This window comes from Dyella sp., from assembly GCF_051962475.1.
In the GTDB taxonomy this organism is placed as follows: Bacteria; Pseudomonadota; Gammaproteobacteria; order Xanthomonadales; family Rhodanobacteraceae; genus Dyella_A.
The window spans coordinates 181,569-200,820 of record NZ_JBQCCF010000069.1; the positions used below are offsets into that span (position 1 = coordinate 181,569).

General features: G+C 68.4%; 19 protein-coding genes. 9 read left to right on the forward strand and 10 right to left on the reverse strand.

All coding sequences use genetic code 11. The annotated features are described in order from the left end of the window. Positions 1 to 112: 112 nt before the first annotated feature. The 3 genes from ACTHJF_RS16030 (at position 113) to ACTHJF_RS16040 (ending at position 2,724) form a co-directional block, all read left to right on the forward strand. Complete coding sequence (locus tag ACTHJF_RS16030; protein ID WP_440267989.1) at positions 113 to 892, forward strand: hypothetical protein; 780 nt, start codon at positions 113 to 115, stop codon at positions 890 to 892. 82 nt (positions 893 to 974) lie between these two features. Further along, positions 975 to 1,721: a pteridine reductase gene (locus ACTHJF_RS16035; protein WP_440267990.1), complete on the forward strand. Its 747-nt coding sequence runs from the start codon at positions 975 to 977 to the stop codon at positions 1,719 to 1,721. A 142-nt stretch (positions 1,722 to 1,863) separates the two neighbouring features. Further along, positions 1,864 to 2,724 (forward strand): lysozyme inhibitor LprI family protein, encoded by an 861-nt coding sequence (locus ACTHJF_RS16040; protein WP_440267991.1) that lies wholly within the window; start codon positions 1,864 to 1,866, stop codon positions 2,722 to 2,724. Positions 2,725 to 2,854: 130 nt separating this feature from the next. On the opposite strand, the gene ACTHJF_RS16045 is transcribed toward ACTHJF_RS16040, so the two are convergent. The 5 genes from ACTHJF_RS16045 to tsaD all read right to left on the reverse strand — a co-directional run bounded on the left by ACTHJF_RS16045 (position 2,855) and on the right by tsaD (position 7,209). Beyond that, the gene (locus ACTHJF_RS16045; RefSeq protein ID WP_440267992.1) at positions 2,855 to 3,709 is read right to left on the reverse strand and encodes a DUF6159 family protein; all 855 of its coding nucleotides are present in this window, start codon (positions 3,707 to 3,709) and stop codon (positions 2,855 to 2,857) included. Between the two features lie 58 nt (positions 3,710 to 3,767). After that, positions 3,768 to 4,268, reverse strand: a complete 501-nt coding sequence (gene folK, locus ACTHJF_RS16050; RefSeq protein ID WP_440267993.1) for a 2-amino-4-hydroxy-6-hydroxymethyldihydropteridine diphosphokinase — start codon at positions 4,266 to 4,268, stop codon at positions 3,768 to 3,770. A 3-nt stretch (positions 4,269 to 4,271) separates the two neighbouring features. Continuing rightward, positions 4,272 to 5,537 carry a mechanosensitive ion channel family protein gene (locus ACTHJF_RS16055; protein ID WP_440267994.1) on the reverse strand — a complete coding sequence of 422 codons (1,266 nt, stop codon included), beginning with the start codon at positions 5,535 to 5,537 and terminating at the stop codon, positions 4,272 to 4,274. A gap of 124 nt (positions 5,538 to 5,661) precedes the next feature. After that, entirely contained in the window at positions 5,662 to 6,021 is a 360-nt protein-coding gene (folB, locus tag ACTHJF_RS16060) for a dihydroneopterin aldolase (RefSeq protein WP_431634659.1), read from the reverse strand. Positions 6,022 to 6,153: 132 nt separating this feature from the next. Next, the gene (gene tsaD / locus ACTHJF_RS16065) at positions 6,154 to 7,209 is read right to left on the reverse strand and encodes a tRNA (adenosine(37)-N6)-threonylcarbamoyltransferase complex transferase subunit TsaD (RefSeq protein WP_440267995.1); all 1,056 of its coding nucleotides are present in this window, start codon (positions 7,207 to 7,209) and stop codon (positions 6,154 to 6,156) included. A 78-nt stretch (positions 7,210 to 7,287) separates the two neighbouring features. Here tsaD and rpsU point away from each other — a divergent pair, with 78 nt between their 5' ends. The 5 genes from rpsU to ACTHJF_RS16090 all read left to right on the forward strand — a co-directional run bounded on the left by rpsU (position 7,288) and on the right by ACTHJF_RS16090 (position 10,938). After that, positions 7,288 to 7,503, forward strand: a complete 216-nt coding sequence (rpsU, locus tag ACTHJF_RS16070) for a 30S ribosomal protein S21 (protein ID WP_017463750.1) — start codon at positions 7,288 to 7,290, stop codon at positions 7,501 to 7,503. A 187-nt stretch (positions 7,504 to 7,690) separates the two neighbouring features. After that, the gene (locus ACTHJF_RS16075; protein WP_440267996.1) at positions 7,691 to 8,137 is read left to right on the forward strand and encodes a GatB/YqeY domain-containing protein; all 447 of its coding nucleotides are present in this window, start codon (positions 7,691 to 7,693) and stop codon (positions 8,135 to 8,137) included. Between the two features lie 112 nt (positions 8,138 to 8,249). Beyond that, positions 8,250 to 8,420, forward strand: coding sequence for a DUF1328 domain-containing protein (locus ACTHJF_RS16080; protein ID WP_440258645.1), 171 nt, complete (start codon positions 8,250 to 8,252; stop codon positions 8,418 to 8,420). A gap of 125 nt (positions 8,421 to 8,545) precedes the next feature. Next, complete coding sequence (gene dnaG, locus ACTHJF_RS16085; RefSeq protein ID WP_440267997.1) at positions 8,546 to 10,279, forward strand: DNA primase; 1,734 nt, start codon at positions 8,546 to 8,548, stop codon at positions 10,277 to 10,279. A gap of 38 nt (positions 10,280 to 10,317) precedes the next feature. Beyond that, a complete protein-coding gene (locus tag ACTHJF_RS16090; protein WP_440267998.1) occupies positions 10,318 to 10,938 on the forward strand; it encodes a DedA family protein in 621 nt (206 codons plus the stop codon). Positions 10,939 to 10,978: 40 nt separating this feature from the next. On the opposite strand, the gene ACTHJF_RS16095 is transcribed toward ACTHJF_RS16090, so the two are convergent. Further along, a complete protein-coding gene (locus ACTHJF_RS16095; RefSeq protein ID WP_440267999.1) occupies positions 10,979 to 13,474 on the reverse strand; it encodes a CehA/McbA family metallohydrolase in 2,496 nt (831 codons plus the stop codon). 188 nt (positions 13,475 to 13,662) lie between these two features. On the opposite strand from ACTHJF_RS16095, the gene ACTHJF_RS16100 reads away from it, so the two are divergent. Further along, positions 13,663 to 14,643 (forward strand): bile acid:sodium symporter family protein, encoded by a 981-nt coding sequence (locus ACTHJF_RS16100; protein WP_440268000.1) that lies wholly within the window; start codon positions 13,663 to 13,665, stop codon positions 14,641 to 14,643. Positions 14,644 to 14,738: 95 nt separating this feature from the next. Here ACTHJF_RS16100 and ACTHJF_RS16105 read toward each other — a convergent pair whose 3' ends face one another. The 4 genes from ACTHJF_RS16105 to ACTHJF_RS16120 all read right to left on the reverse strand — a co-directional run bounded on the left by ACTHJF_RS16105 (position 14,739) and on the right by ACTHJF_RS16120 (position 19,249). Next, the gene (locus ACTHJF_RS16105) at positions 14,739 to 15,398 is read right to left on the reverse strand and encodes a hypothetical protein (protein ID WP_440268001.1); all 660 of its coding nucleotides are present in this window, start codon (positions 15,396 to 15,398) and stop codon (positions 14,739 to 14,741) included. A 21-nt stretch (positions 15,399 to 15,419) separates the two neighbouring features. Then, positions 15,420 to 18,074: a magnesium-translocating P-type ATPase gene (gene mgtA / locus ACTHJF_RS16110; RefSeq protein WP_440268002.1), complete on the reverse strand. Its 2,655-nt coding sequence runs from the start codon at positions 18,072 to 18,074 to the stop codon at positions 15,420 to 15,422. A 159-nt stretch (positions 18,075 to 18,233) separates the two neighbouring features. Further along, the gene (locus tag ACTHJF_RS16115) at positions 18,234 to 18,407 is read right to left on the reverse strand and encodes a hypothetical protein (RefSeq protein WP_440268003.1); all 174 of its coding nucleotides are present in this window, start codon (positions 18,405 to 18,407) and stop codon (positions 18,234 to 18,236) included. A 293-nt stretch (positions 18,408 to 18,700) separates the two neighbouring features. Continuing rightward, positions 18,701 to 19,249, reverse strand: coding sequence for a response regulator (locus ACTHJF_RS16120; RefSeq protein WP_440268168.1), 549 nt, complete (start codon positions 19,247 to 19,249; stop codon positions 18,701 to 18,703). Positions 19,250 to 19,252 lie beyond the last annotated feature (3 nt).

Sequence of the window (19,252 nt, forward strand, 5' to 3'; positions counted from 1 at the left end):
GTCGCACCACCGCCAGAAGTCATGCCTCCACCGGTCTCGGTTGGCGACGCTTCATCGCCGCGCGCCGACACTGACGACTGTCCCGCCTTTGCGCCGCGCCACCGGAGATTCCATGGCGACGAACGATCGTTCCCTGCCCGTGCCCTACGAGCCCGCCGCACCCGACCGGGTGACGCGCGCCTTGCTGGATTTCGTCAGCCGGATTCCGCCGGCCGCAGTGGGCCCGAGCACCGATCCGCTCACCACGGCACGCGGCCTGGCGCGCCAGGCCGAGCGCCGCGCCGCGCTCACCGCCGGATCGCTGGCGCTGCCGCCGGGCCCGCTGGGCTGGCTCACCGTGTTGCCGGAGCTGATCGCGATCTGGCGCATCCAGGCGCAGATGGTCAGCGACATCGCCGCCGCCTACGGCAAGCAGGCCACGCTGGGGCGCGAGCAGATGCTGTGGTGCCTGTTCCGGCATACGGCGGCGCAGGCGTTTCGCGACCTGGTGGTGCGGATGGGCGACCGCCTGCTGTTTCGGCGCGTGTCCTATGCCGTGGTGGAGCGCATCGCCAAGCAGGTCGGCGTGAAGATCGGCCAGCGTGCCGCCGGCAAAGGGCTGGCGCGCTGGCTGCCGGTGGTCGGTGCGCTGGGCGTGGGCGCGTATGCGTACTACGACACCGGGCAAGTCGCCGCCACGGCCATCGAGCTCTTCAGCGGCGAGGTCGTGCACGAGGCGGACACGCCACCGGCCACGCCGGCGAGAAACCCGGTTCTCGCCGCACGCAAGGCCGCCGGTGCTGCGATAGACAAGGCGGTGGCCAAGACCGTCCGCGGCGTGGCGAAGGCGGCCGATGCGGCCGGCGAGCGCAAGGCCATACGCAAGCGCAAGGCGCCGCCGTCGTCGGATTGAGAGCGACGCCGCTGCCGCACCCCGATGACCTGTCACCGATGTTGCGGCAAGCTGGGGCGTCCATTCGCCCACGGAACTGCCCATGAGCCCGTCGCATCCGCGTCCCGTCGCCCTGATCACCGGTGCCGGCCGTCGCGTGGGAGCGGTGATCGCCCGCACCCTGCACGACGCCGGTTACGACCTCGCCCTGCACTACCGCCATTCGGCCGACGCCGCGCAAGGTCTCGCCGACGAACTGGAGCAGCAGCGCGCTGGCAGCACGACCCTGGTGCATGCCGAGCTGGCCGAGCTCGATGCCTTGCCGGGGCTGGTCGGCAGCGTGCTGGCCCGCTTCGGCCGGCTCGATGCACTGGTCAACAACGCCTCGGCGTTCTACCCCACCCCGGTCGGCAGCGCCACGCCCGCGCAATGGAACGAGCTGGTCGCCTCCAACGCACAGGCGCCGTTCTTTCTGGCCCAGGCGGCCACGCCGGCGCTGCGCCGGGCCGGCGGAGCGATCGTCAACCTGGTGGACATCTACGCCGAACGGCCGCTGGCCAACCACCCGATCTACTGCATGGCCAAGGCCGCGCTGCTGGCGATGACCCGCGCGCTGGCGCTGGACCTGGGCCCGCAGGTGCGGGTCAACGCGGTAGCGCCCGGCGCGGTGATGTGGCCCAGCGAGGGCAAGTCCTACGACGACAAGCAGGCGATGCTCGAGCGCACGCCACTCAAGCGCGCTGGCGCCCCGGAGGACGTCGCCAGCGCCGTGCTCTGGCTGCTGCGCGACGCCCCGTTCGTCACCGGCCAGGTGATCCGCGTCGACGGCGGGCGCACGCTGCCGGTGTAGTGCCTGGACCGGAGTACCGCGACTCCGTGCGGCCGGCGCGTGCCCATCGCCACGGTTGTCCCGCTCGCCTCTTGCCGCCCGAGCGGATAGGTTTGTTGCCCTCGCACGGCTGACGTGCCGGGACCATTCAAGGAGCAACACCATGAAGGAACGCGTTTCGACGGCGATCTTTTGCCTGTGGATGGCCGCCACGCCCGCCGCGGCCATGCAATGTGCCCGAGCCAGCACCCCGCTCGAAAAGGCGCTCTGCAGCGACGGGCAACTCGCCGCCGCCGACCGGGCCATGGCAGAGGCCTACTTCAAACTGCTGCACGCCATCGAAGATCCATCCATCCGAAGCAGTCTGATCGCCAGCCAACGGCGCTGGCTGGCGGCGCGCGAGAGCGAACTGGGGGCGCTGGATCAAGCCGATGGCTTCCACCGGCGAACACAGCGCAGCGTCCTGCTTGCGGTGACGCGTCAGCGCACCCGCGACCTGCAGGCGCGCAAGGGAAACCAGTCTCAGTTCGTGGCGATCGCGCAGCGACAACGGGCTGCGGCCAGCGCCTACTCAGGCGGCCCCTTTGCCGGATACCTGGCGTCCTGCGAATTCATCCCCGACCCGCACGATCACCGCAAGATGTCCTACAGCTGCTTCGGCAGCCATGCCTATCAGCACGGCAACCGTGTCTGCTCGCAAGACGAAGACTTCGCCAGTTACACGCTCGTGACCACGCGCGCCGTCGGCCGGGTGGAAAAAGGCCGTCTCATACCCGTTTCCACCTGCGCCTTCGGTGGAAACGATCAAAGCTGTCCCGACGCCGACGCCGATCAGCTCGATGCGTGGAACACACACCCGACCACCACGCGGTTCCAGACCGGCTATGGCGAGGGACCGCGGCTGGAAGTCGATCCGGATATGGATACCGGCGACGAGGATTCCGCTTGGCTCTCACGCTGCCTCACCGCACCTTCGTATCCCCCTTCAGCCACCGGCGACCAGGCATCGGCAGGAGGCGCTTAGCCGCTCCAGCGATGATCGATGGCGGCGGCGTTAGCTCCCTAAACCTGGGAGTGATCGCCGCCGCCTCGCCGGCGCCCGTGACTGGACGCTCGCGCGCCCGCCAGGCAGCTGCACGCTGTCGGCGTGACGCTCAACCCTTGGTGCGGAACGCCTGTTCCAGCAGGGCGGGCGGGAAGCCTGCTCCAGCCTCGCCCTCCTCGGCGTAACGGTACAGCGCCGCGGCATAGATGCCTTGCAGCGAGGACTGCACCAGCGCCAGCGTGATGAAGCCCAGCACCACGATGCCGATCGCCGTCACCACAGCCGCGATGGAGTGCGTGGAAAACGCGCCGACGACCAGCACGATGGACACCAGCACGAACACGAATCCGATCACGCCGAACACCACGCTGAGCCCGGCGTTGCCGATCAGGTTTTCGCCCCACGTGCGACGCAGCAGTTCGACCGAGCGCTTCACCGCATCCACCGGACCCACGCCCTCGCCGGCCAGCACCGGCACCACCAGGAAGGTGGCTACGGTCCAGGCCAGGCCGATCAGGCCCACGATGAAGCGACCGATCAGCCCCAGCCGCTCCTGCAGCATGCGCAGCAGCAGGCCCACGGTGGCGGCTATCAGCGCGTAGCCGAGAATGGCGCCGAAGCGCGAACCGGCCAGCGCCAGCCCGTCGCTCACGCCCGCCGCCTCGCCGCGCAGGCGCTTGAGCGCCACGCCGGCCAGCGCGGTGTTGAAGAAGAAGATCACGAAGTACTGCACGAGGTAGAAGAAGAACAGCAGCGTCCACGACGCCGTCGACAGCCCGTGCTGGTAGTGCACCCCCAGCCGCTCGCCCTCGATCGTCATTGCCGCCACCGGGATCAGGAAGCTGGCCATCACTACCAGGCTGCAGATGCCCGACAGCAGCGGAAACACCAACAGCGACTTGTCCGACCGCAACACTCCGGCGCTGGCCTTCATCAATTCCCAGCTGCGCGCAAACTTGCCCATGGATTCCCCTCCCCGGTTGGAGTCGCCATGGTGGCGCAGGCCGGGCGCACAGGGAAGATCAGCCGACGCACGGCTCCAGCCACGACTCGACCGTCATCGGCGCGGTCTCGGCCGGAAACGCCGCCCACAGCTCGGCCATCGTGCGGCCGGTCACCGGGTGCACGAAATGCGGTGCGATATCGGCGATGGGCCGCAGCACGAATGCGTGCCTGAGCTCATCGCGCGGAATCTGCAGATGGCCGGGGCCCTCGGTGACGAGGCGGTCGTAGAACACGATGTCCAGGTCCAGCGTGCGGTCGGAGAAGCGCGGCACGTCACGGCGGCGACCCTGGCGATCTTCCAGTGCGTGCAGCCAGCCGTTGAGCTCGGCTGGGGACAGGTCGGTGTCCAGGCCGACCGCGAGGTTCACGAAATCCGCGCCGTCGAAGCCCACCGACTTGGTACGGTATGCCGGCGACACCGCCAGCGCACCGAAGCGCGCGCGCAACTCGTCCAGTGCGGCAGTCAGATGGCGCCGCGGCTCGACGTTGGAGCCGAGGCTCAGATAGACACGGGCCATGGATCAGTCTCGGGCAAGGGCGGGTAGCGGATGATCGCCGCCACGTCGGGCCGCGCCCAGCCCCACGCGCAGGTCGTTCCCGGTCGGCGGCTGGTACAGCGCCAGCCCGAACTCGGGCAGCAGCGCGTAGAGGTGATCGAAGATGTCGCTCTGGATGCCTTCGTACGCGGTCCAGTCGGTGGTGTTGGTGAAGCAGTAAAGCTCCAGCGGGATGCCCTGCGCGTCGCTGGCCAGCTGCCGCACCATGCAGGTCATCTGGTGATGGATCCGCGGGTGCTCGCTCAAGTAAGCGGTGACGTAGGCGCGGAAGCTGCCCAGGTTGGTCAGGCGGCGCCGGTTCACCGCCTGGTCGCTGGCCTCGCCCAGGCTGCGGTTCCACTCGGCCAGCTCGGTGTGCTTGGCGCCCAGGTACTCGCGCAGCAGGCGGAAGCGGCCCAGCCGCTCGAGCCCCTCGGCATCGAGGAAATGCACGGTGGCCGCGTCGATCAGCAGCGCGCGCTTGATCCGCCGCCCGCCCGACTCGGCCATGCCGCGCCAGTTCTGGTAGCTCTCGGAGATCAGCTTCCAGGTGGGAATGGTGACGATGGTGCGGTCGAAGTTGCGCACCTTCACCGTGTACAGGGTGATGTCGATGACGTCGCCGTCGGCGCCCGCACCGGACATGGTGATCCAGTCGCCGACCCGCAGCATGTCATTGGAAGCGAGTTGGATGCCGGCGACGAAGCCCAGGATGGTGTCCTTGAACACCAGGATCAGCACCGCTGACATCGCACCCAGGCCCGACAGCAGCAGACCGATCTTCTTGTCGGTCACGGTACCGATGATCACCAGCACGCCGACGATGAACAGCAGCAGCTTGCCCAGCTGGATCACGCCCTTGATCGGCCGTTGCGCGCTGCCCGGCGTGGCGCGGTACATGGTTTCCATCGCGGTGAGCGAGGCGCTGAGCGCCAGCACCAGGAACAGCACCATCAGCCCCAGCGCCAGGTTGCCGGCCAGGCGCTCCACCTCCGGCGGCAGATCCGGTACCAGGGGCAGGCCGAACTGCACCACCACCGCGGGCACCAGCCGCGCGATCCAGCGGAACACGCCCGCGCGGAACAGCTCGTCGTCCCACTTCCACGTGGTACGCACGGCCATCGCCCGCACCACGCGGAACAGGATCAGCCGCGCCAGCAGGCCGGCCAGCCATGCCACCAGCAGCAAGGCGACGACGGCGACGGCGGCATGCATCACGGGCGTGCGGGCCCAGTCGGGCAGGGAATCCAAAACGAAGGGTCTCCTCGTGCAGGCCGCGCCGGGCCCGGGGGCGCATGGCGCAGCGGCAGTCGCGGACAAGCGCGCGAGGCTCGGCCTCAGCGCGCGCGGCAGCCTTGCATGCTAACAGGCTGCCCTACTGCGGCCGAACGCCCCGCTCGATGCGCACGCCGACCGCCTTCGCGCCACGCACGGCGCCGGGCTTGGACAGCTTCAGCCGCACCCAGGCCACACCGAACTCCTCGCGGATGATCGCCGCGCAACGCTCGGCCAGCGTTTCCACCAGACCGAAGCTCGACTCGCCCACGTAGGCCATCAGCCGCTTGGACACGTCCTTGTAGTTGAGCGTGTCGGCGATGTCGTCGCTGGCGGCCGGGCGCATGTTGTCGAACGCCATCTCGATGTCGAACGACAGCGTCTGGCGCACCCGCCGCTCCCAGTCGTAGATGCCGATGACCGTATCGATGCGCAGATCTTCGATAAAGACGATATCCATCGCGTAAGCGTCGGGCACCGCGCGCAGCGGCGCAAGCGGCCTGCTGCCGCAGCGGTATGAGCCCGCTCGCGGGCGATGCTCTTGGCTCTGATTCGACATCGAAACCAAAAGCATCGCCCGCGAGCGGGCTCCCTACGATGCTGGCGGCAGGCTTTCCAGGTCCCAGCGCGGAAACACCTGGACGGTGGCGTCCTGGTGCTGGCCGTGGGCCAGCCGGATCGCGCCGGCCAGCGCGATCATCGCGCCGTTGTCGGTGCAGAACGCCAGGCGCGGGAAATAGGTGCGAAAACCGTCCTTCTCGCCAGCCGTGGCCAGTTCGGCGCGCAGGCGGCGGTTGGCGCCCACGCCGCCGGCGATCACCAGCCGATGTGCGCCGCTGGCTTCCAGCGCGCGGCGGCACTTGATCACCAGCGTGTCGACGATCGCCTCCTCGAAGGCCAGCGCGATGTCGGCGCGGGTCTGCTCGCTCTGGTCGGACTGCTGCCAGGCCAGCAGCACCTGGGTCTTCAGGCCGGAGAAGCTGAAGTCGAGGCCGGGGCGATCGGTCATCGGGCGGGAGAAGCGGAACGCGCCCGGGCGGCCCTGCCCGGCCAGCGCCGCCAGCGCCGGGCCGCCGGGATACGGCAGGCCCATCAGCTTGGCGGTCTTGTCGAAGGCCTCGCCGGCAGCGTCGTCCAGCGTGTCGCCGAGAATGCAGTACTGGCCGATGCCGGCCACCTCTACCAGCATCGAATGGCCGCCGGACACCAGCAGCGCCACGAACGGCGGCTCGGGCGGATCGGCCTCCAGCAGCGGCGCCAGCAGGTGGCCTTCCATGTGGTGCACGCCGATCGCCGGCACGCCCAGCGCCCAGGCCATCGCTCGCGCGGCCGAGGCGCCCACCAGCAGGGCGCCGGCGAGGCCGGGACCGGCGGTATAGGCCACGCCGCCGAGATCGGCCGGCGTAAGCCCGGCCTCGGCAAGGGTCTCGCGCACCAGCGGTAGCAGCTTGCGCACGTGGTCGCGGCTGGCCAGCTCGGGCACCACGCCGCCGTAGTCCGCGTGCAGCTTGATCTGGCTGTACAGCGTGTGGGCCAGCAGCCCATCGCCGGGCGCCTGCGGTTGCCAGCGCAGCAGGGCCACGCCGGTCTCGTCGCAGGAGGTCTCGATGCCGAGCACCGGGCCGGTGACGGCGGTTCCCGCGGCCACCTTTGAAAATTCTGTGGTACCCACGTTATACTTCGCGGCTCGCCCGATCAGACGGGCAGATTACCACCCGGAGATTCCATGCCCAACGTTAAAGTTCGCGAGAACGAGCCGTTCGAGCTTGCTCTGCGCCGTTTCAAGCGTACCTGCGAAAAGGCCGGTGTGCTTGCCGAAACCCGCAAGCGCGAGTTCTATGAAAAGCCGACCCAGGAGCGCAAGCGCAAGCGCGCCGCCGCGGTGAAGCGTCACCTGCGCCGCCTGTCGCGCGACACCACGCGCCGCACCCGGCTGTACTGAGTCAGGCGCGTCCGCACCTCGCGGACGCCCGGATCGCGACGCCCCGCGTCGATCACGATCCCTCGGCAGCTGGCGCGTTGATCCGCTGCCACTGCGCTACGCTTCAAACACTGGCCGACGCTGCCCCGCGCAGCGCCGGCCTTGTGCGTTTGTGCCTCTCCCCTCGCCGCCCCAGGAGCCCACCGCCATGTCGACCAAACAGCAGCTCACCGAGGACATGAAGGCTGCCATGCGCAGCGGCGACAAGCACAAGCTGGGCGTGATCCGGCTGATGCTCGCCGCGGTCAAGCAGCGCGAGGTGGACGAGCGCGTGGAACTGGACGAAACCCAGGTGCTGGCAGTGCTGGAGAAGATGCTCAAACAGCGCAAGGACTCGATCAGCCAATACGTCGCCGCCAGTCGCGAGGACCTGGCCGAGGTCGAACGCGCCGAGATCACGGTGATCGAGACCTACCTGCCGAGCAAGCTCTCCGAGGGCGAACTGGATGCGCTAATCGAGGCCGCCATCGCCGAGACCGGCGCCAGCTCCGGCCGCGACATGGGCAAGGTGGTCGGCGTGGTGAAGGCGAAGGCCGCCGGACGCGCCGACATGGGCGTGGCCTCGGCCCGCATCAAGGCGCGCCTGGACAACTGAGGCTGGGGAGCGTCGTGCACCGTTCTGATGCACGATCTTCACAGCCGGCCCCGTACAACGACGCTCGCTGATTCCGTGCCGCCCCGGCGGCAACCAATCCAGGGAGTGTCACATGCTCAAGTGGGCCATCATCTTCGCCATCATCTCGCTGGTCACCGGCATCCTCGGTTTCCGTGGCGTGTCCGGCGCAACAGCCACCATCGCCAAGGTGCTGTTCGCGATCTTCGTGATCCTGTTCCTGATTGCGATCCTGGCGGTCGTCGGCGTCTTCCATATCCTCTGACGACGTGGCATCGCGACACGAAAAAGGCGCCCGCGGGCGCCTTTTTCGTGTCCGGCGCAGGCGTATTCGGCGCGGCAGCCTGGCAGCGCGAAAGCCCCGCCGGCACCGGCTAGACTAGACGGCCCATGCGCGGCCGTATTCCCGACAGCTTCATCGATGAACTGCTTGCCCGCGTCGACATCGTCGACGTGATCGAGCGACGCGTGCCGTTGAAAAAGGCCGGGCGCGAATGGACCGCCTGTTGTCCGTTCCACGACGAGCGCTCGCCCTCGTTCTATGTGAGCCCGGCCAAGCAGTTCTATCACTGCTTCGGCTGCGGCGTGCACGGCAGCGCGGTGAAGTTCCTGATGGAATACGAGCGGCTGGAGTTCCCCGACGCGGTGGAGGAGCTGGCCCAGTCGGTCGGCCTTACCGTGCCCCGCGAGGGCGGTCGCGACGAGCGTCCGCGCGAGGACAAGACCGATCTCTACGCCCTGCTCGACGCCGCCGCTGGCTGGTACCAGCAGCAGTTGCCGAAGAGCCCTGACGCACAGGCCTACTGCAAGAAACGCGGGCTGGACGCCGACACCATCGCGCGCTTCCGCCTCGGTTGGGCGCCGGCCGGCTTCGACGGCGTGATCAAGGCGCTGGGCACCAACGACAAGCGCCTGCAACTGCTCAACGAAGCGGGCATGGTCGCCAGCAACGAGCGCGGCAACAGATACGATCGCTTCCGCGAGCGGCTGATGTTCCCGATCCTCGACCGCCGCGGCCGGGTGATCGCCTTCGGCGGTCGCGTGCTGCAGAGCGAGCAGGGCCCCAAGTACCTCAACTCGCCCGAGACGCCGCTGTTCCACAAGGGCCGCGAGCTGTTTGCGCTGTGGCAGGTGAAGCAGGCCAATACCAAGCTCGAGCGCATCGTTGTGGTCGAGGGCTACATGGACGTGATCGCCCTGCACCAGGCCGGTCTGCCGATCGCGGTGGCTACGCTGGGCACGGCGACCACGCCCGAGCACACCGAGGTGCTGTTCCGCGCTGCGCCGGACGTGGTGTTCTGCTTCGACGGTGACCGCGCCGGTCGCGCCGCCGCTTGGAAGGCGCTGGAATCGGCGCTGCCGCGGCTGCGCGACGGGCGGCAGGCGTACTTTCTGTTCCTGCCCGACGGCGAGGATCCCGATTCGCTGGTGCGCAAAGAAGGCAGGGCCGGTTTCGAGAAGCGCATCCGCGAGGCCACGCCGCTGTCGGACTATTTCTTCGGCGAGCTCTCGCACGACGTCAACATGAGCAGCCTCGATGGTCGCGCGCGGCTGGCCGAGCGCGCGCGGCCGCTGATCGCGAAGTTGCCCGACGGCGCCTTCCGCGACCTGATGGCGCAGGAGCTGGAGAAGCGCAGCGGCGCGCGCGCCACGTTCGAGGCACCAGCCGCACAGCGCGCCGTGCAGCGGCCGGTGGCGGTGCAGCGCTCGCTGGTGCGCAGCGCAATTGCGCTGCTGCTGGCGCAGCCCAGTCTGGCCGAGCGGGTGGAGCGTCCCTACGGCTTCCTGCGCCTGGACAAGCCCGGCATCGAACTGCTCGCCGAACTGATCGACCTGGCCCGCTCGCGCCCCGGCATCAACCCGGTCTCGCTGGTGGAGCACTACACCGAGCGCCCGGAATATCCGGCACTGCAGAAGCTGATGGCCGCCGCGGCCGTGGGCGAGCCCGAGGCGCAGCAGGTGGAGTTCTTTGAAGCCCTGGCGCGCATGGAGCAGCAGGCCGTGGCGCAGCGCCGTGACGCACTGGTGGCCAAGAGCCGCGAAGGCGCGCTGAGCGATGCGGAGAAAACCGAGCTGCGCGAACTGCTGGCCGCCAAGCGCGTGCCAACCGCGGCGGCCGAGTGATCCGGAAGTGAGCATGCGGCGTCGACAAGGAAGTGCCGATGGATCTGCTTGAGCGCCTGATCGGCATCTTTGCCGAACACGGCTACGTGTCGGTGTTCATCGCGCTGCTGCTGTGCGGCGCGGGCGTGCCGCTGCCGGAGGACATCACCCTGGTCGCCGGCGGCGTCATCGCCGGCCTCGGCTACGCCAACGTGCACGTGATGGTGGGCGTGACCATGGTGGGCGTGCTGCTGGGCGATGCGTCGATGTTCCTGCTGGGCCACCACTTCGGCGCGCGCATCCTGCGCCTGCGGCTGTTTGCCTGGCTGCTGCCGCCGGCGCGCTACGCCAAGGTGCAGCGCAAGTTCGAGCGCTACGGTAACCGCATGATGTTCGTGGCGCGCTTCCTGCCCGGCATGCGCACGGCCGTGTTCATCACCGCCGGCGCCACCCATCGGGTGTCGTTCTGGCGCTTCATCCTGCTCGATGGCCTGGCCGCGCTGATCAGCGTGCCGCTGTGGGTGTACCTGGGTTATCTGGGTGCGGACAACCGCGACTGGCTGGCCACCTGGATCCATCGCGGCCAGGGTGGCCTGTGGGTCGTCGGCGGGGCCCTGGTGGTGATCGCGGCCGGCCTGTGGTGGCGCCATCGCCGCCGGCAGCGCGACGAGCCCTGCTGAAGCATGCGGGAGGCGAGATGCCTCCCGCACCCTGGCTTGCTTACTGCGTCTTCACGCTGACGTCGTCGATCACGAACGAGGTCTGCAGCGAGCCGTCTTCCACGCCGTAGAAGTTCACCTGCACCGTCTGCCCCTTGTATGCCCCCAGGTCGATCGTGTGCAGCACGTAGCCGCTGGTCGCGTTGGCGTTGGAGTAGGTGGCGAGCGTGGCGTAGCTGCCGGCCGCAGTAATCACCTGCACCTTGAGTGTGTCGTACGCGGTGCTGCCGGACTCGGCGGTGTCCACGTGCAGGTAGAAGCTCAGCGTGGCGGAGGCGACCGACGCGGGAATCGTCACGCTCTGGCGCACGTAATCGGTATGGACCGAGCCGTAACCGTCGAGCCACGCCTTCCAGCTGCCAGCGTGGGCCGCCTCGCTGGTGTCGCTGGTGATCGCTCCGCTGGTCTGTGTCCATACCGTGGCGCCGCTCTCGAAGCCGCCGTTGCCGATCAGCTCGGTGCTGCCGCCGCCCGAGCCACCGCCTGAGCCGTTGGACACGCTGAAGCTCACCGTGCTGCTGGTGCCGACGTTGCCGGCCGCGTCATACGCCTTGGCGACCAAGCTGTGCGATCCGTCGGCCAACGTGGTGGAGTCGAGGCTGGCGCTGTACGGCGAGGCGGTGTCGGCGGCCTTGAGCGCGCCGTCGACGTAGAACTCCACCTTGGTCACGCCCACGTTGTCGCTTGCACTGGCCGACAGCGTGACGGTGCCGCTGGTGCCGCTCTCCGATGCACTCACCGTCGGCGGCGTGGTGTCGCCACCACCGCCGCCACCGGAGCCCTCGGTCACCCACACCGGCGCCGACCAAAGGCGCAGACCGTCGTCCTGGGTGATCTTGGCGTAGTAGAAGTGGTCGCCCGCGCCCGGCGTGGTGGTGGTGGTCGCCGTCTCCGACAGCGTGCCCACCGTACCGTTGCTGCCCGGCACGCCCTGGAACACCTGCACGCGCTGCGCGGTGTGGCCGGTGCTGCTGGCGTAGTTCACGGTGAGCGTGAGCGGACCGGTGTTGCTGAAGCGCTCACCCATCACGTGGCCGTTGGCGGTGAGCACGATCTGTGCGGTCTTGTCCTCCGTGGCGAACACGCGGCGGGCGCGCAGCGCATCGAGAAAGTTCGGTGAGTTCAGCGTGGTACCGCTGGGCAGCAGCACGCCGGTGCGATTGGTGAAGCTGGCGCCCCAGTTGGCGCAGTGGTTGTCTTGATCCGAGCTGGGTGCGACGTGGTAGCCGCGCTCCAGGATGGTGTTGAAGGCCGTCTCGTAGCTGCTGCGGCTGGTCTCGGTTTCGGTGGTGTTGCTGGAGAACGCCGAGCTGTTGAGCACCTCGGCCAGCACCATCACCGCATCGCCGTCGGCGGTGTAGCCGAAGTTGGTACCGTTGACCAGGAACTGGCCCGAGCTGGCTGGATGGTTGAACTGGCCGATCCAGCCGTTCGTGTGCATCAACGTGTACAGCGAGGCGTAATCGCTCTTGGCGGTGAACACGTCGCCGATCAGCTGATTGGAGCTGTTGTACTCCCACTCCAGCAGGCTCGGCGTGTTGAAGATATTCATGTGCCCGCCGTTGCTGATCACGCCCCACTCCAGGCCGTAGATGGCGAGGAAGTTGCTGTGTGCGGCGTTGAACGTGCTGGCCGCCTGCAGGCCCGACTGATAAAGGTTGTGCGCGGTGGTCGGGCTGGCCGAACTGTTGGTGCCGGTCGAACCGTCGTACATGTGGTTGTGCTCGGACGTCATCAGGAAGTCCAGGCCTTCGTTCATCGCGTACTGGTAGGCATCGGCCGGGCCGTACGGCGCACTCTGCGGGGCCTGCGCATCCTTGCAGGTGGACACCACGCCGCCACCGTCGCTGTGGTTGGTCTGGCTGTGCAGGTTGCCGTAGTAGATCGTGTACGGCAGGCCGCCGGTGGTGCTCACCGACTGCATGGTGGCCGCCTGGATGGTTACTCCCTGCGTCGCCGAACGATGCATCGGCAGCGCGTGGAAGCTCGGCATCGCCGGCTTGGCCACGCGGCCCACCATCACGTCGTAGCGCTGCTGCTCGATCAGCTCCGGCGCCCTGGCCTGGGCCAGCGCCAGCGCCTGGCTGGCCAGGCCCGAACCGATGCGGCCGATCACCGTGTCGTCCAACGCCAACGCGCGCAGCCGCACCGTGTAGTAGCCGGGCGCCAGCGCGGCGCGCTGGGCATCGCGGCCATCCCAGTTCATCCGTACCAGGCTGTCGCGCGCCTTGGCCAGGGTGGTGCTGCCCTGCCAGTGCCGGCGCACCTGGCCGCTGGCGTCGAGCACGTCCACTTCCCAGGCGATCGGCGTGCCCGGCGCGGCGCCGGGATATTCGAAGTGCAGGACGATCGGGCGCGTGGCGGTGGCCGCGAACGGCACCTGCAACGCCACGCCGAATTCCTGGTGATCCGGCAGCGGCATCGTCGCCAGCGCCGGGGTACAGAGCACCACACCGGCCAGCACGAGGCTGCCGGCTATCCATGATTTTTTCTGCATGACTCCCATTCCCCTACGTCAATGTAAGAATTTCCCCCGCGGCGTTATATGGCAGGCCTACATGGCGCCGGTATGACCAAAGTTCCTAGGACTCGCGCAAGGGTTTGCGCTTTGGCGTCAGCGCGCGGTCCGCGCACTGCACCGGCGGCCGGATAGACTTGCGGTTTTGCCAAACGCATCACGAGCGCATGCGCCGCCTGCCTATCGATCCGTTCACCCAGGCCCTGCTGGTCACCGTCGCATTGGCGTCGCTGCTGCCGTGCCGCGACGCGTGGGCCGTCGCCTTCGATCGCATCACCGATGCGGCCATCGCGCTGCTGTTCTTCCTGCACGGCGCCAAGCTCTCGCGCGCAGCGGTGCTGCACGGCATGACCCATTGGCGCCTGCATGTCAGCGTGTTCGCCTGCACCTTTGTGCTGTTTCCGCTGGTGGGCTGGTTACTGCGGCCGCTGCTTGGCGCGATGCTGACGCCCGCGCTGCTGCTGGGCGTGCTCTACGTGTGCACCCTGCCCTCCACCGTGCAGTCATCGATCGCCTTCACCTCGATGGCTGGCGGCAACGTGCCGGCGGCGGTGGTCAGCGCCTCCACTTCCAGCCTCGTCGGCACCGTGCTGACACCGCTGCTGGTGGGACTGACGGTGGCCACGCACGGCGGCGGCCACGGCTTCTCGTGGCACGCGGTGGAACAGATCCTCACCCTGCTGCTGTTGCCGTTCGCGGCGGGGCATCTGTTGCGCCCGTGGATCGGCGCCTGGGTGGATCGCCATCGACCGCTGCTGCGCTACACCGACCAGGGCACGATCCTGCTGGTGGTCTACACCGCCTTCAGCGCGGCGGTGGTGGAAGGCCTGTGGAAAACCACGCCGCCGCTGGCGCTGCTGGCCACGCTCGGCGCCGACGCGCTGCTGCTGGCGCTGGTCATGCTCGTGGCCTGGTTCGGCTCCGGCGCGCTGAAGTTCGCGCGCGAAGACCGCATCACCATCTTCTTCTGCGGCTCCAAGAAGAGCCTCGCCACCGGCGTGCCGATGGCCAAGCTGCTGTTCGTCGCGTTGCCCGGCGGACTCGGCGGCATCGTGCTGCCGCTGATGATCTTCCACCAGCTGCAGCTGATGGTCTGCGCGGTGATCGCGCGGCGCCTGGCGCGACACGCGGACACGGCGACCGTGTAGGAGCACACCCTGTGCGCGAAGCTTTCCGTCACGTGACGAAGCATTCGCACACAGGGTGCGCTCCTACGGGCGAACAGGCCGCCGCCAGGTGGCACTCAACCCCCGCCCGGCGAATAGTTGAGGCCAAGCGTCAACCAGTGACCGTGCGGGTCCGTGCCGACCAGCAGATCGGCCGTCACGCCGCTGCCCAGCATCCGCCGCAAGCCGGCTTGCCACGCCGGTCCGGTACCTCGCTGGACGAAGCCCTCCGCCAGCACCAGCCAGTGCGACCCCTGCGGGTGTTCCAGCCCCACGCCGGACGTAGGTACCGGCAGGTGCCCCCGCGCGACGCTCCAGCCGGCATTGAGATGGATGACCCCGAGACCGGCGACCGGCAGGCTGGCGATCAAATTGGCGACCGCAGCACCTGGCGCGCCCGACCGGCTGGTCCAGACCGAGCCGGCGGAAACCGCAAAGCCGGGCGTCTCGTCGGCGGCGTCGCGCAGTGTGTGCTTCAGGCCGAAGGCCAGCGCGGCGGGCGTCGATGCGGCGGCCATCGATCCGCCGAGACTGTATTCCACGCCACCGACCGCACAGGCCGGAACGGCGCTCGCCTCAGCGGCGCCGGACGGCGCCAGGCGCAGCCATGATTCCACCTGGCAGTGACCGTCTGGGGTGGTTCCGGCATCGTCCACCAACAGGCTGGCACCCGCCCGTGCCGCCGGCGAAGGCAGCAGGGCGAATGCCAGTACGAGCGTACCGGCGAGACGGCGCATGATCGGTTCCCCCGACCATCGTCACAGCCAACGCCCGAAGCGCCGGATGTACAGCCGCTTCACCAACTGGGTCAGCACGCTGTAGCTGACCAGGGTGAGCACCAGCCAGCCGAAGTACGCCGGCGGCAGCGGCACCATGCCGAGCTTGACGCCGATCGCGGTGAACGGAATCACCAGACCCAGCGTGATGATCGCCGCGGTCAGCGCCAGCACCGGCGCCGACGCCATGCTCTGCAGGAACGGGATGCGCCGGGTGCGGATCATGTGCACGATCAGCGTCTGCGACAGCAGGCCCTCGATGAACCAGCCGGACTGGAACAGCGACTGGTGCGCCGGCGAGTTCGCGCCGAACACATGCCACATCAGCCAGAACGTGGTGATGTCGAAGATCGAGCTGATCGGCCCGATCCACACCATGAAACGGCCGATGTCGCTGGCGTCCCACTTGCGCGGCTTGCGCAGGTATTCCTCGTCGAGCCGGTCGAACGGAATCGACAGCTGCGAGATGTCATACAGCAGGTTCTGCACCAGGATCTGCAGCGGAAGCATCGGCAGGAACGGCAGGAACACGCTCGCGATCAGCACGCTGAACACGTTGCCGAAGTTCGAGCTGGCGGTCATCTTGATGTACTTCATGATGTTGCCGAAGGTGATCCGCCCCTCGATCACGCCCTCCTCCAGCACCATCAGGTTCTTTTCCAGCAGGATGATGTCGGCCGACTCCTTGGCGATGTCGGTAGCGGTATCCACCGAAATGCCGACGTCGGCCTCGCGCAGTGCCGGCGCGTCGTTGATGCCGTCGCCGAGGAAGCCCACGGTGTGACCCTGGCGCTGCAACGACTTCACCACCCGCGCCTTCTGCAGCGGCGACATCTTGGCGAACACGGTGGTGCGCGCGACCAGCGCGTCCAGTGCCGCGTCGTCCAGCGGCTCGATGTGCTTGCCCTGCGCCGAGTGCTCGACGTCCAGCCCGACTTCGCGGCAGATCTTGCGCGTCACCGCCTCGTTGTCGCCGGTGATCACCTTCACCACCACGCCGTGGTGGTTGAGCGCGCGGATCGCGGTGGCGGCCGAATCCTTCGGCGGATCGAGGAAGGCCAGACAGCCGACCGCAGTCAGCCCGGCCTCGTCGGCCACGCCGTAGGGACGGCCGGTCGCCGGCTGCTGGCGGATCGCCACCACCAACACGCGCAGGCCGTCGTGGTTGAGCTCGCGCGTCATCTCCTTGATCGCGGTGCGGCGCTCGGCCGTCATCGGCACCAGCTCGCCGCCGATGCGCGCGTGATCGCAGATCGTCAGCATCTCCTCCACCGCGCCCTTGCACACCAGCAGGTGCTCGCCGCCGGCGTCGCCCAGCACCACCGACATGCGCCGGCGCTGGAAGTCGAACGGAATCTCGTCCACCAGCCGGTACATGCTGGCGGCGGGCTCCAGATCGCGATGCTCCAGCACCGCCTTGTCCATCAGGTTCTTCAGGCCCGTCTGGAAGCGGCTGTTGAGGTAGCCGAACTCCAGTGCCTCGTCGGACTCCTCGCCGTCCAGATCCAGGTGGCGCTCGAGCACGATCTTGTCCAGCGTCAGCGTGCCGGTCTTGTCGGTGCACAGCACGTCCATCGCGCCGAAGTTCTGGATCGCGTTGAGGCGCTTGACCACCACCTTGCGCTTGGACATCGCCATCGCGCCCTTGCCGAGGTTGGCGGTGACGATCAGCGGCAGCATCTCCGGGGTCAGACCCACCGCCACCGACAGCGCGAACAGCAGCGCCTCGAAGAAGTTGCCCTTGTCCCACCAGTTCAGCGCGAACACGATCGGCACCATCACCGCCATGAAGCGGATCAGCAGCCAGCTGACCGACTTCACGCCACGGTCGAAGCTGGTCTGCACGCGCTGACCGGTGAGGCTGCGCGAGATCGATCCGAGATAGGTGCGGCTGCCGGTGGCCACCACCAGCGCGCTGGCGGTGCCGCTGATCACGTTGGTGCCCATGTAGCAGACGCTGGAGAGATCCAGCGGATTGGCGCTGCCGGCATCGAGCAGGTCGCGGCCGCTGGGCGCGGCCTTCTCCACCGGCAGCGATTCGCCGGTGAGGATCGCCTGGCTGATGAAGAGATCCTTGGCGCTGAGCAGGCGCAGGTCGGCCGGCACCATGTCGCCGGCGGCCAGGTGCACGATGTCGCCGGGCACCAGCTCGACCACGGGTACCTCGATGCGCTCGCTGTGGCCGTCAGAGGCGCGACGGATGACGCTGGCGGTGTTGCGCACCATCGCCTTGAGCTTTTCCGCCGCCTGCGAGGAGCGGTATTCCTGGGTGAAGCTCAGCAGCACGCTGATCGCCACCATCACCATCACGATCACCGGGCCGGTGAGGTCGCTGGCGTCGGTGGCCAGCTGCACCACCGCCAGCGACAGCAGCACGATGATGAACGGGTTGAGGAAGGCGTGCAGCAACTGGCGCGACCAGTGCGGCGGCTTTTCGTGCGACACCTCGTTGGGGCCGTCGGCCTGCAGGCGCGCCTGGATCGCCTCTTCGTCGAGGCCGTCATGGCCGGTGGCAAAGCTGGCGAACAGCGCGTCCACCGGGCGCCACGCCTCGGCGGCAGCGGCGACGGTGGTCGGCAGGGGGGAGGTCTTGCCCGCGGTCTTGCGTGCCGCGTGGAGGGGGGGCTGCCGGGTCATGGAGAGGCTTCCGTGGTTGCGAGTCTGCGCTACGCCGGAAGCCAATGAGGAAGGATCAGCTGGCCGCCGGCACGAGAGGGCTCGGCCGCGATCGCATGAGCGACCGCGGCGATCGAGAGCCTGGCGGAGGCCAGCCCTTGCGGATGAAGCAGCCGCGCATCAGCGCAGGCCCGGCATCGCGGACGGGGTGATCACGACGCGCTCGGCGACGCGCGCCGAGACGTTGCGCGGGGCCGGTACGGTCACGGTGTAACGGCGCTCGGAACGCGCACGCACGCCGAACAGCTGGGGACGCAGCACGCGCCAGCGGAGGGAATCGCGAAGGAGCTTCATGGGCCCATCTCCTCGGGTAACGATGCCTGTAGCGCACCGTCAGGAGTGGGCCGGACGTTTCCTAGCGGAAAGCGTCGGCCGACCGCAGGCGGTCGCCGCAGGCGTTCGACTTGTGATGCGTCGCCGGCACCCGATGCTCGCGGGTGTCGACGTTGCGACTAGGGTCGACGTCCATATGCCTTGGTTGGTGGACTTGAGGTGCCGTAACGGCGCGGCGCGCCGGACGGCGCGCGGATTGTTGTGCTGCAGCAGGGCGCTGTCAATGCCTGCGGCGACGAAAGTTCCTGCGCCGCTCAACCGCCGGTCGGCGCCACGACATAGCCGAAGCCCCGCCGCGTTTCGATCATCTCCTCCACCCCGGCCTGCGCCAGCTTGGTGCGCAGGGTGCTCACCAGCACCTCGATCACATCGCCAGTAGCGCGTACTCCTTCGGCGACAGCGCCAGCGGCGCGCCATCGACGTGGGCGACGCGCGCGCGGATCCACCACCAGGCGCCCGGCTTTCAGCAGCACCGGCGCGCTGTCGCCGCGGCGCATCAGCGCGTGCAGACGCGCCAGCAGCTCGGCGTAGGCGAACGGCTTGACTATGAATATGAAATCGTCGGCACCGAGGTTGAGCACCTCGACGCGATCCTCCACCTGCCCGCGCGCGGGCAACACCAGCACGCGCGGCCGCTCCGGCCGGTCACGCAGCTGGCGCAGCACCGTCCAGCCATCCATCCGCGGCATCATCAGGTCGCGCGTGACGACGTCGTAGCTGAAGCTGGCCAGGAAATGCATGGCCTGCTCGCCATCGGTGGCAACGTCGACCACGTGGCCATCGCGCACCAGCGCATCGCGCAGGTC

Coding starts and splice junctions, on each gene's coding strand:
- ACTHJF_RS16030 (WP_440267989.1), top strand. CDS start 113: ATGGCGACGAACGATCGTTCCCTGCCCGTGCCCTACGAGCCCGCCGCA.
- ACTHJF_RS16035 (WP_440267990.1), top strand. CDS start 975: ATGAGCCCGTCGCATCCGCGTCCCGTCGCCCTGATCACCGGTGCCGGC.
- ACTHJF_RS16040 (WP_440267991.1), top strand. CDS start 1,864: ATGAAGGAACGCGTTTCGACGGCGATCTTTTGCCTGTGGATGGCCGCC.
- ACTHJF_RS16045 (WP_440267992.1), bottom strand. CDS start 3,709: ATGGGCAAGTTTGCGCGCAGCTGGGAATTGATGAAGGCCAGCGCCGGA.
- folK (WP_440267993.1), bottom strand. CDS start 4,268: ATGGCCCGTGTCTATCTGAGCCTCGGCTCCAACGTCGAGCCGCGGCGC.
- folB (WP_431634659.1), bottom strand. CDS start 6,021: ATGGATATCGTCTTTATCGAAGATCTGCGCATCGATACGGTCATCGGC.
- rpsU (WP_017463750.1), top strand. CDS start 7,288: ATGCCCAACGTTAAAGTTCGCGAGAACGAGCCGTTCGAGCTTGCTCTG.
- ACTHJF_RS16075 (WP_440267996.1), top strand. CDS start 7,691: ATGTCGACCAAACAGCAGCTCACCGAGGACATGAAGGCTGCCATGCGC.
- ACTHJF_RS16080 (WP_440258645.1), top strand. CDS start 8,250: ATGCTCAAGTGGGCCATCATCTTCGCCATCATCTCGCTGGTCACCGGC.
- dnaG (WP_440267997.1), top strand. CDS start 8,546: ATGCGCGGCCGTATTCCCGACAGCTTCATCGATGAACTGCTTGCCCGC.
- ACTHJF_RS16090 (WP_440267998.1), top strand. CDS start 10,318: ATGGATCTGCTTGAGCGCCTGATCGGCATCTTTGCCGAACACGGCTAC.
- ACTHJF_RS16095 (WP_440267999.1), bottom strand. CDS start 13,474: ATGCAGAAAAAATCATGGATAGCCGGCAGCCTCGTGCTGGCCGGTGTG.
- ACTHJF_RS16100 (WP_440268000.1), top strand. CDS start 13,663: ATGCGCCGCCTGCCTATCGATCCGTTCACCCAGGCCCTGCTGGTCACC.
- ACTHJF_RS16105 (WP_440268001.1), bottom strand. CDS start 15,398: ATGCGCCGTCTCGCCGGTACGCTCGTACTGGCATTCGCCCTGCTGCCT.
- mgtA (WP_440268002.1), bottom strand. CDS start 18,074: ATGACCCGGCAGCCCCCCCTCCACGCGGCACGCAAGACCGCGGGCAAG.
- ACTHJF_RS16115 (WP_440268003.1), bottom strand. CDS start 18,407: ATGAAGCTCCTTCGCGATTCCCTCCGCTGGCGCGTGCTGCGTCCCCAG.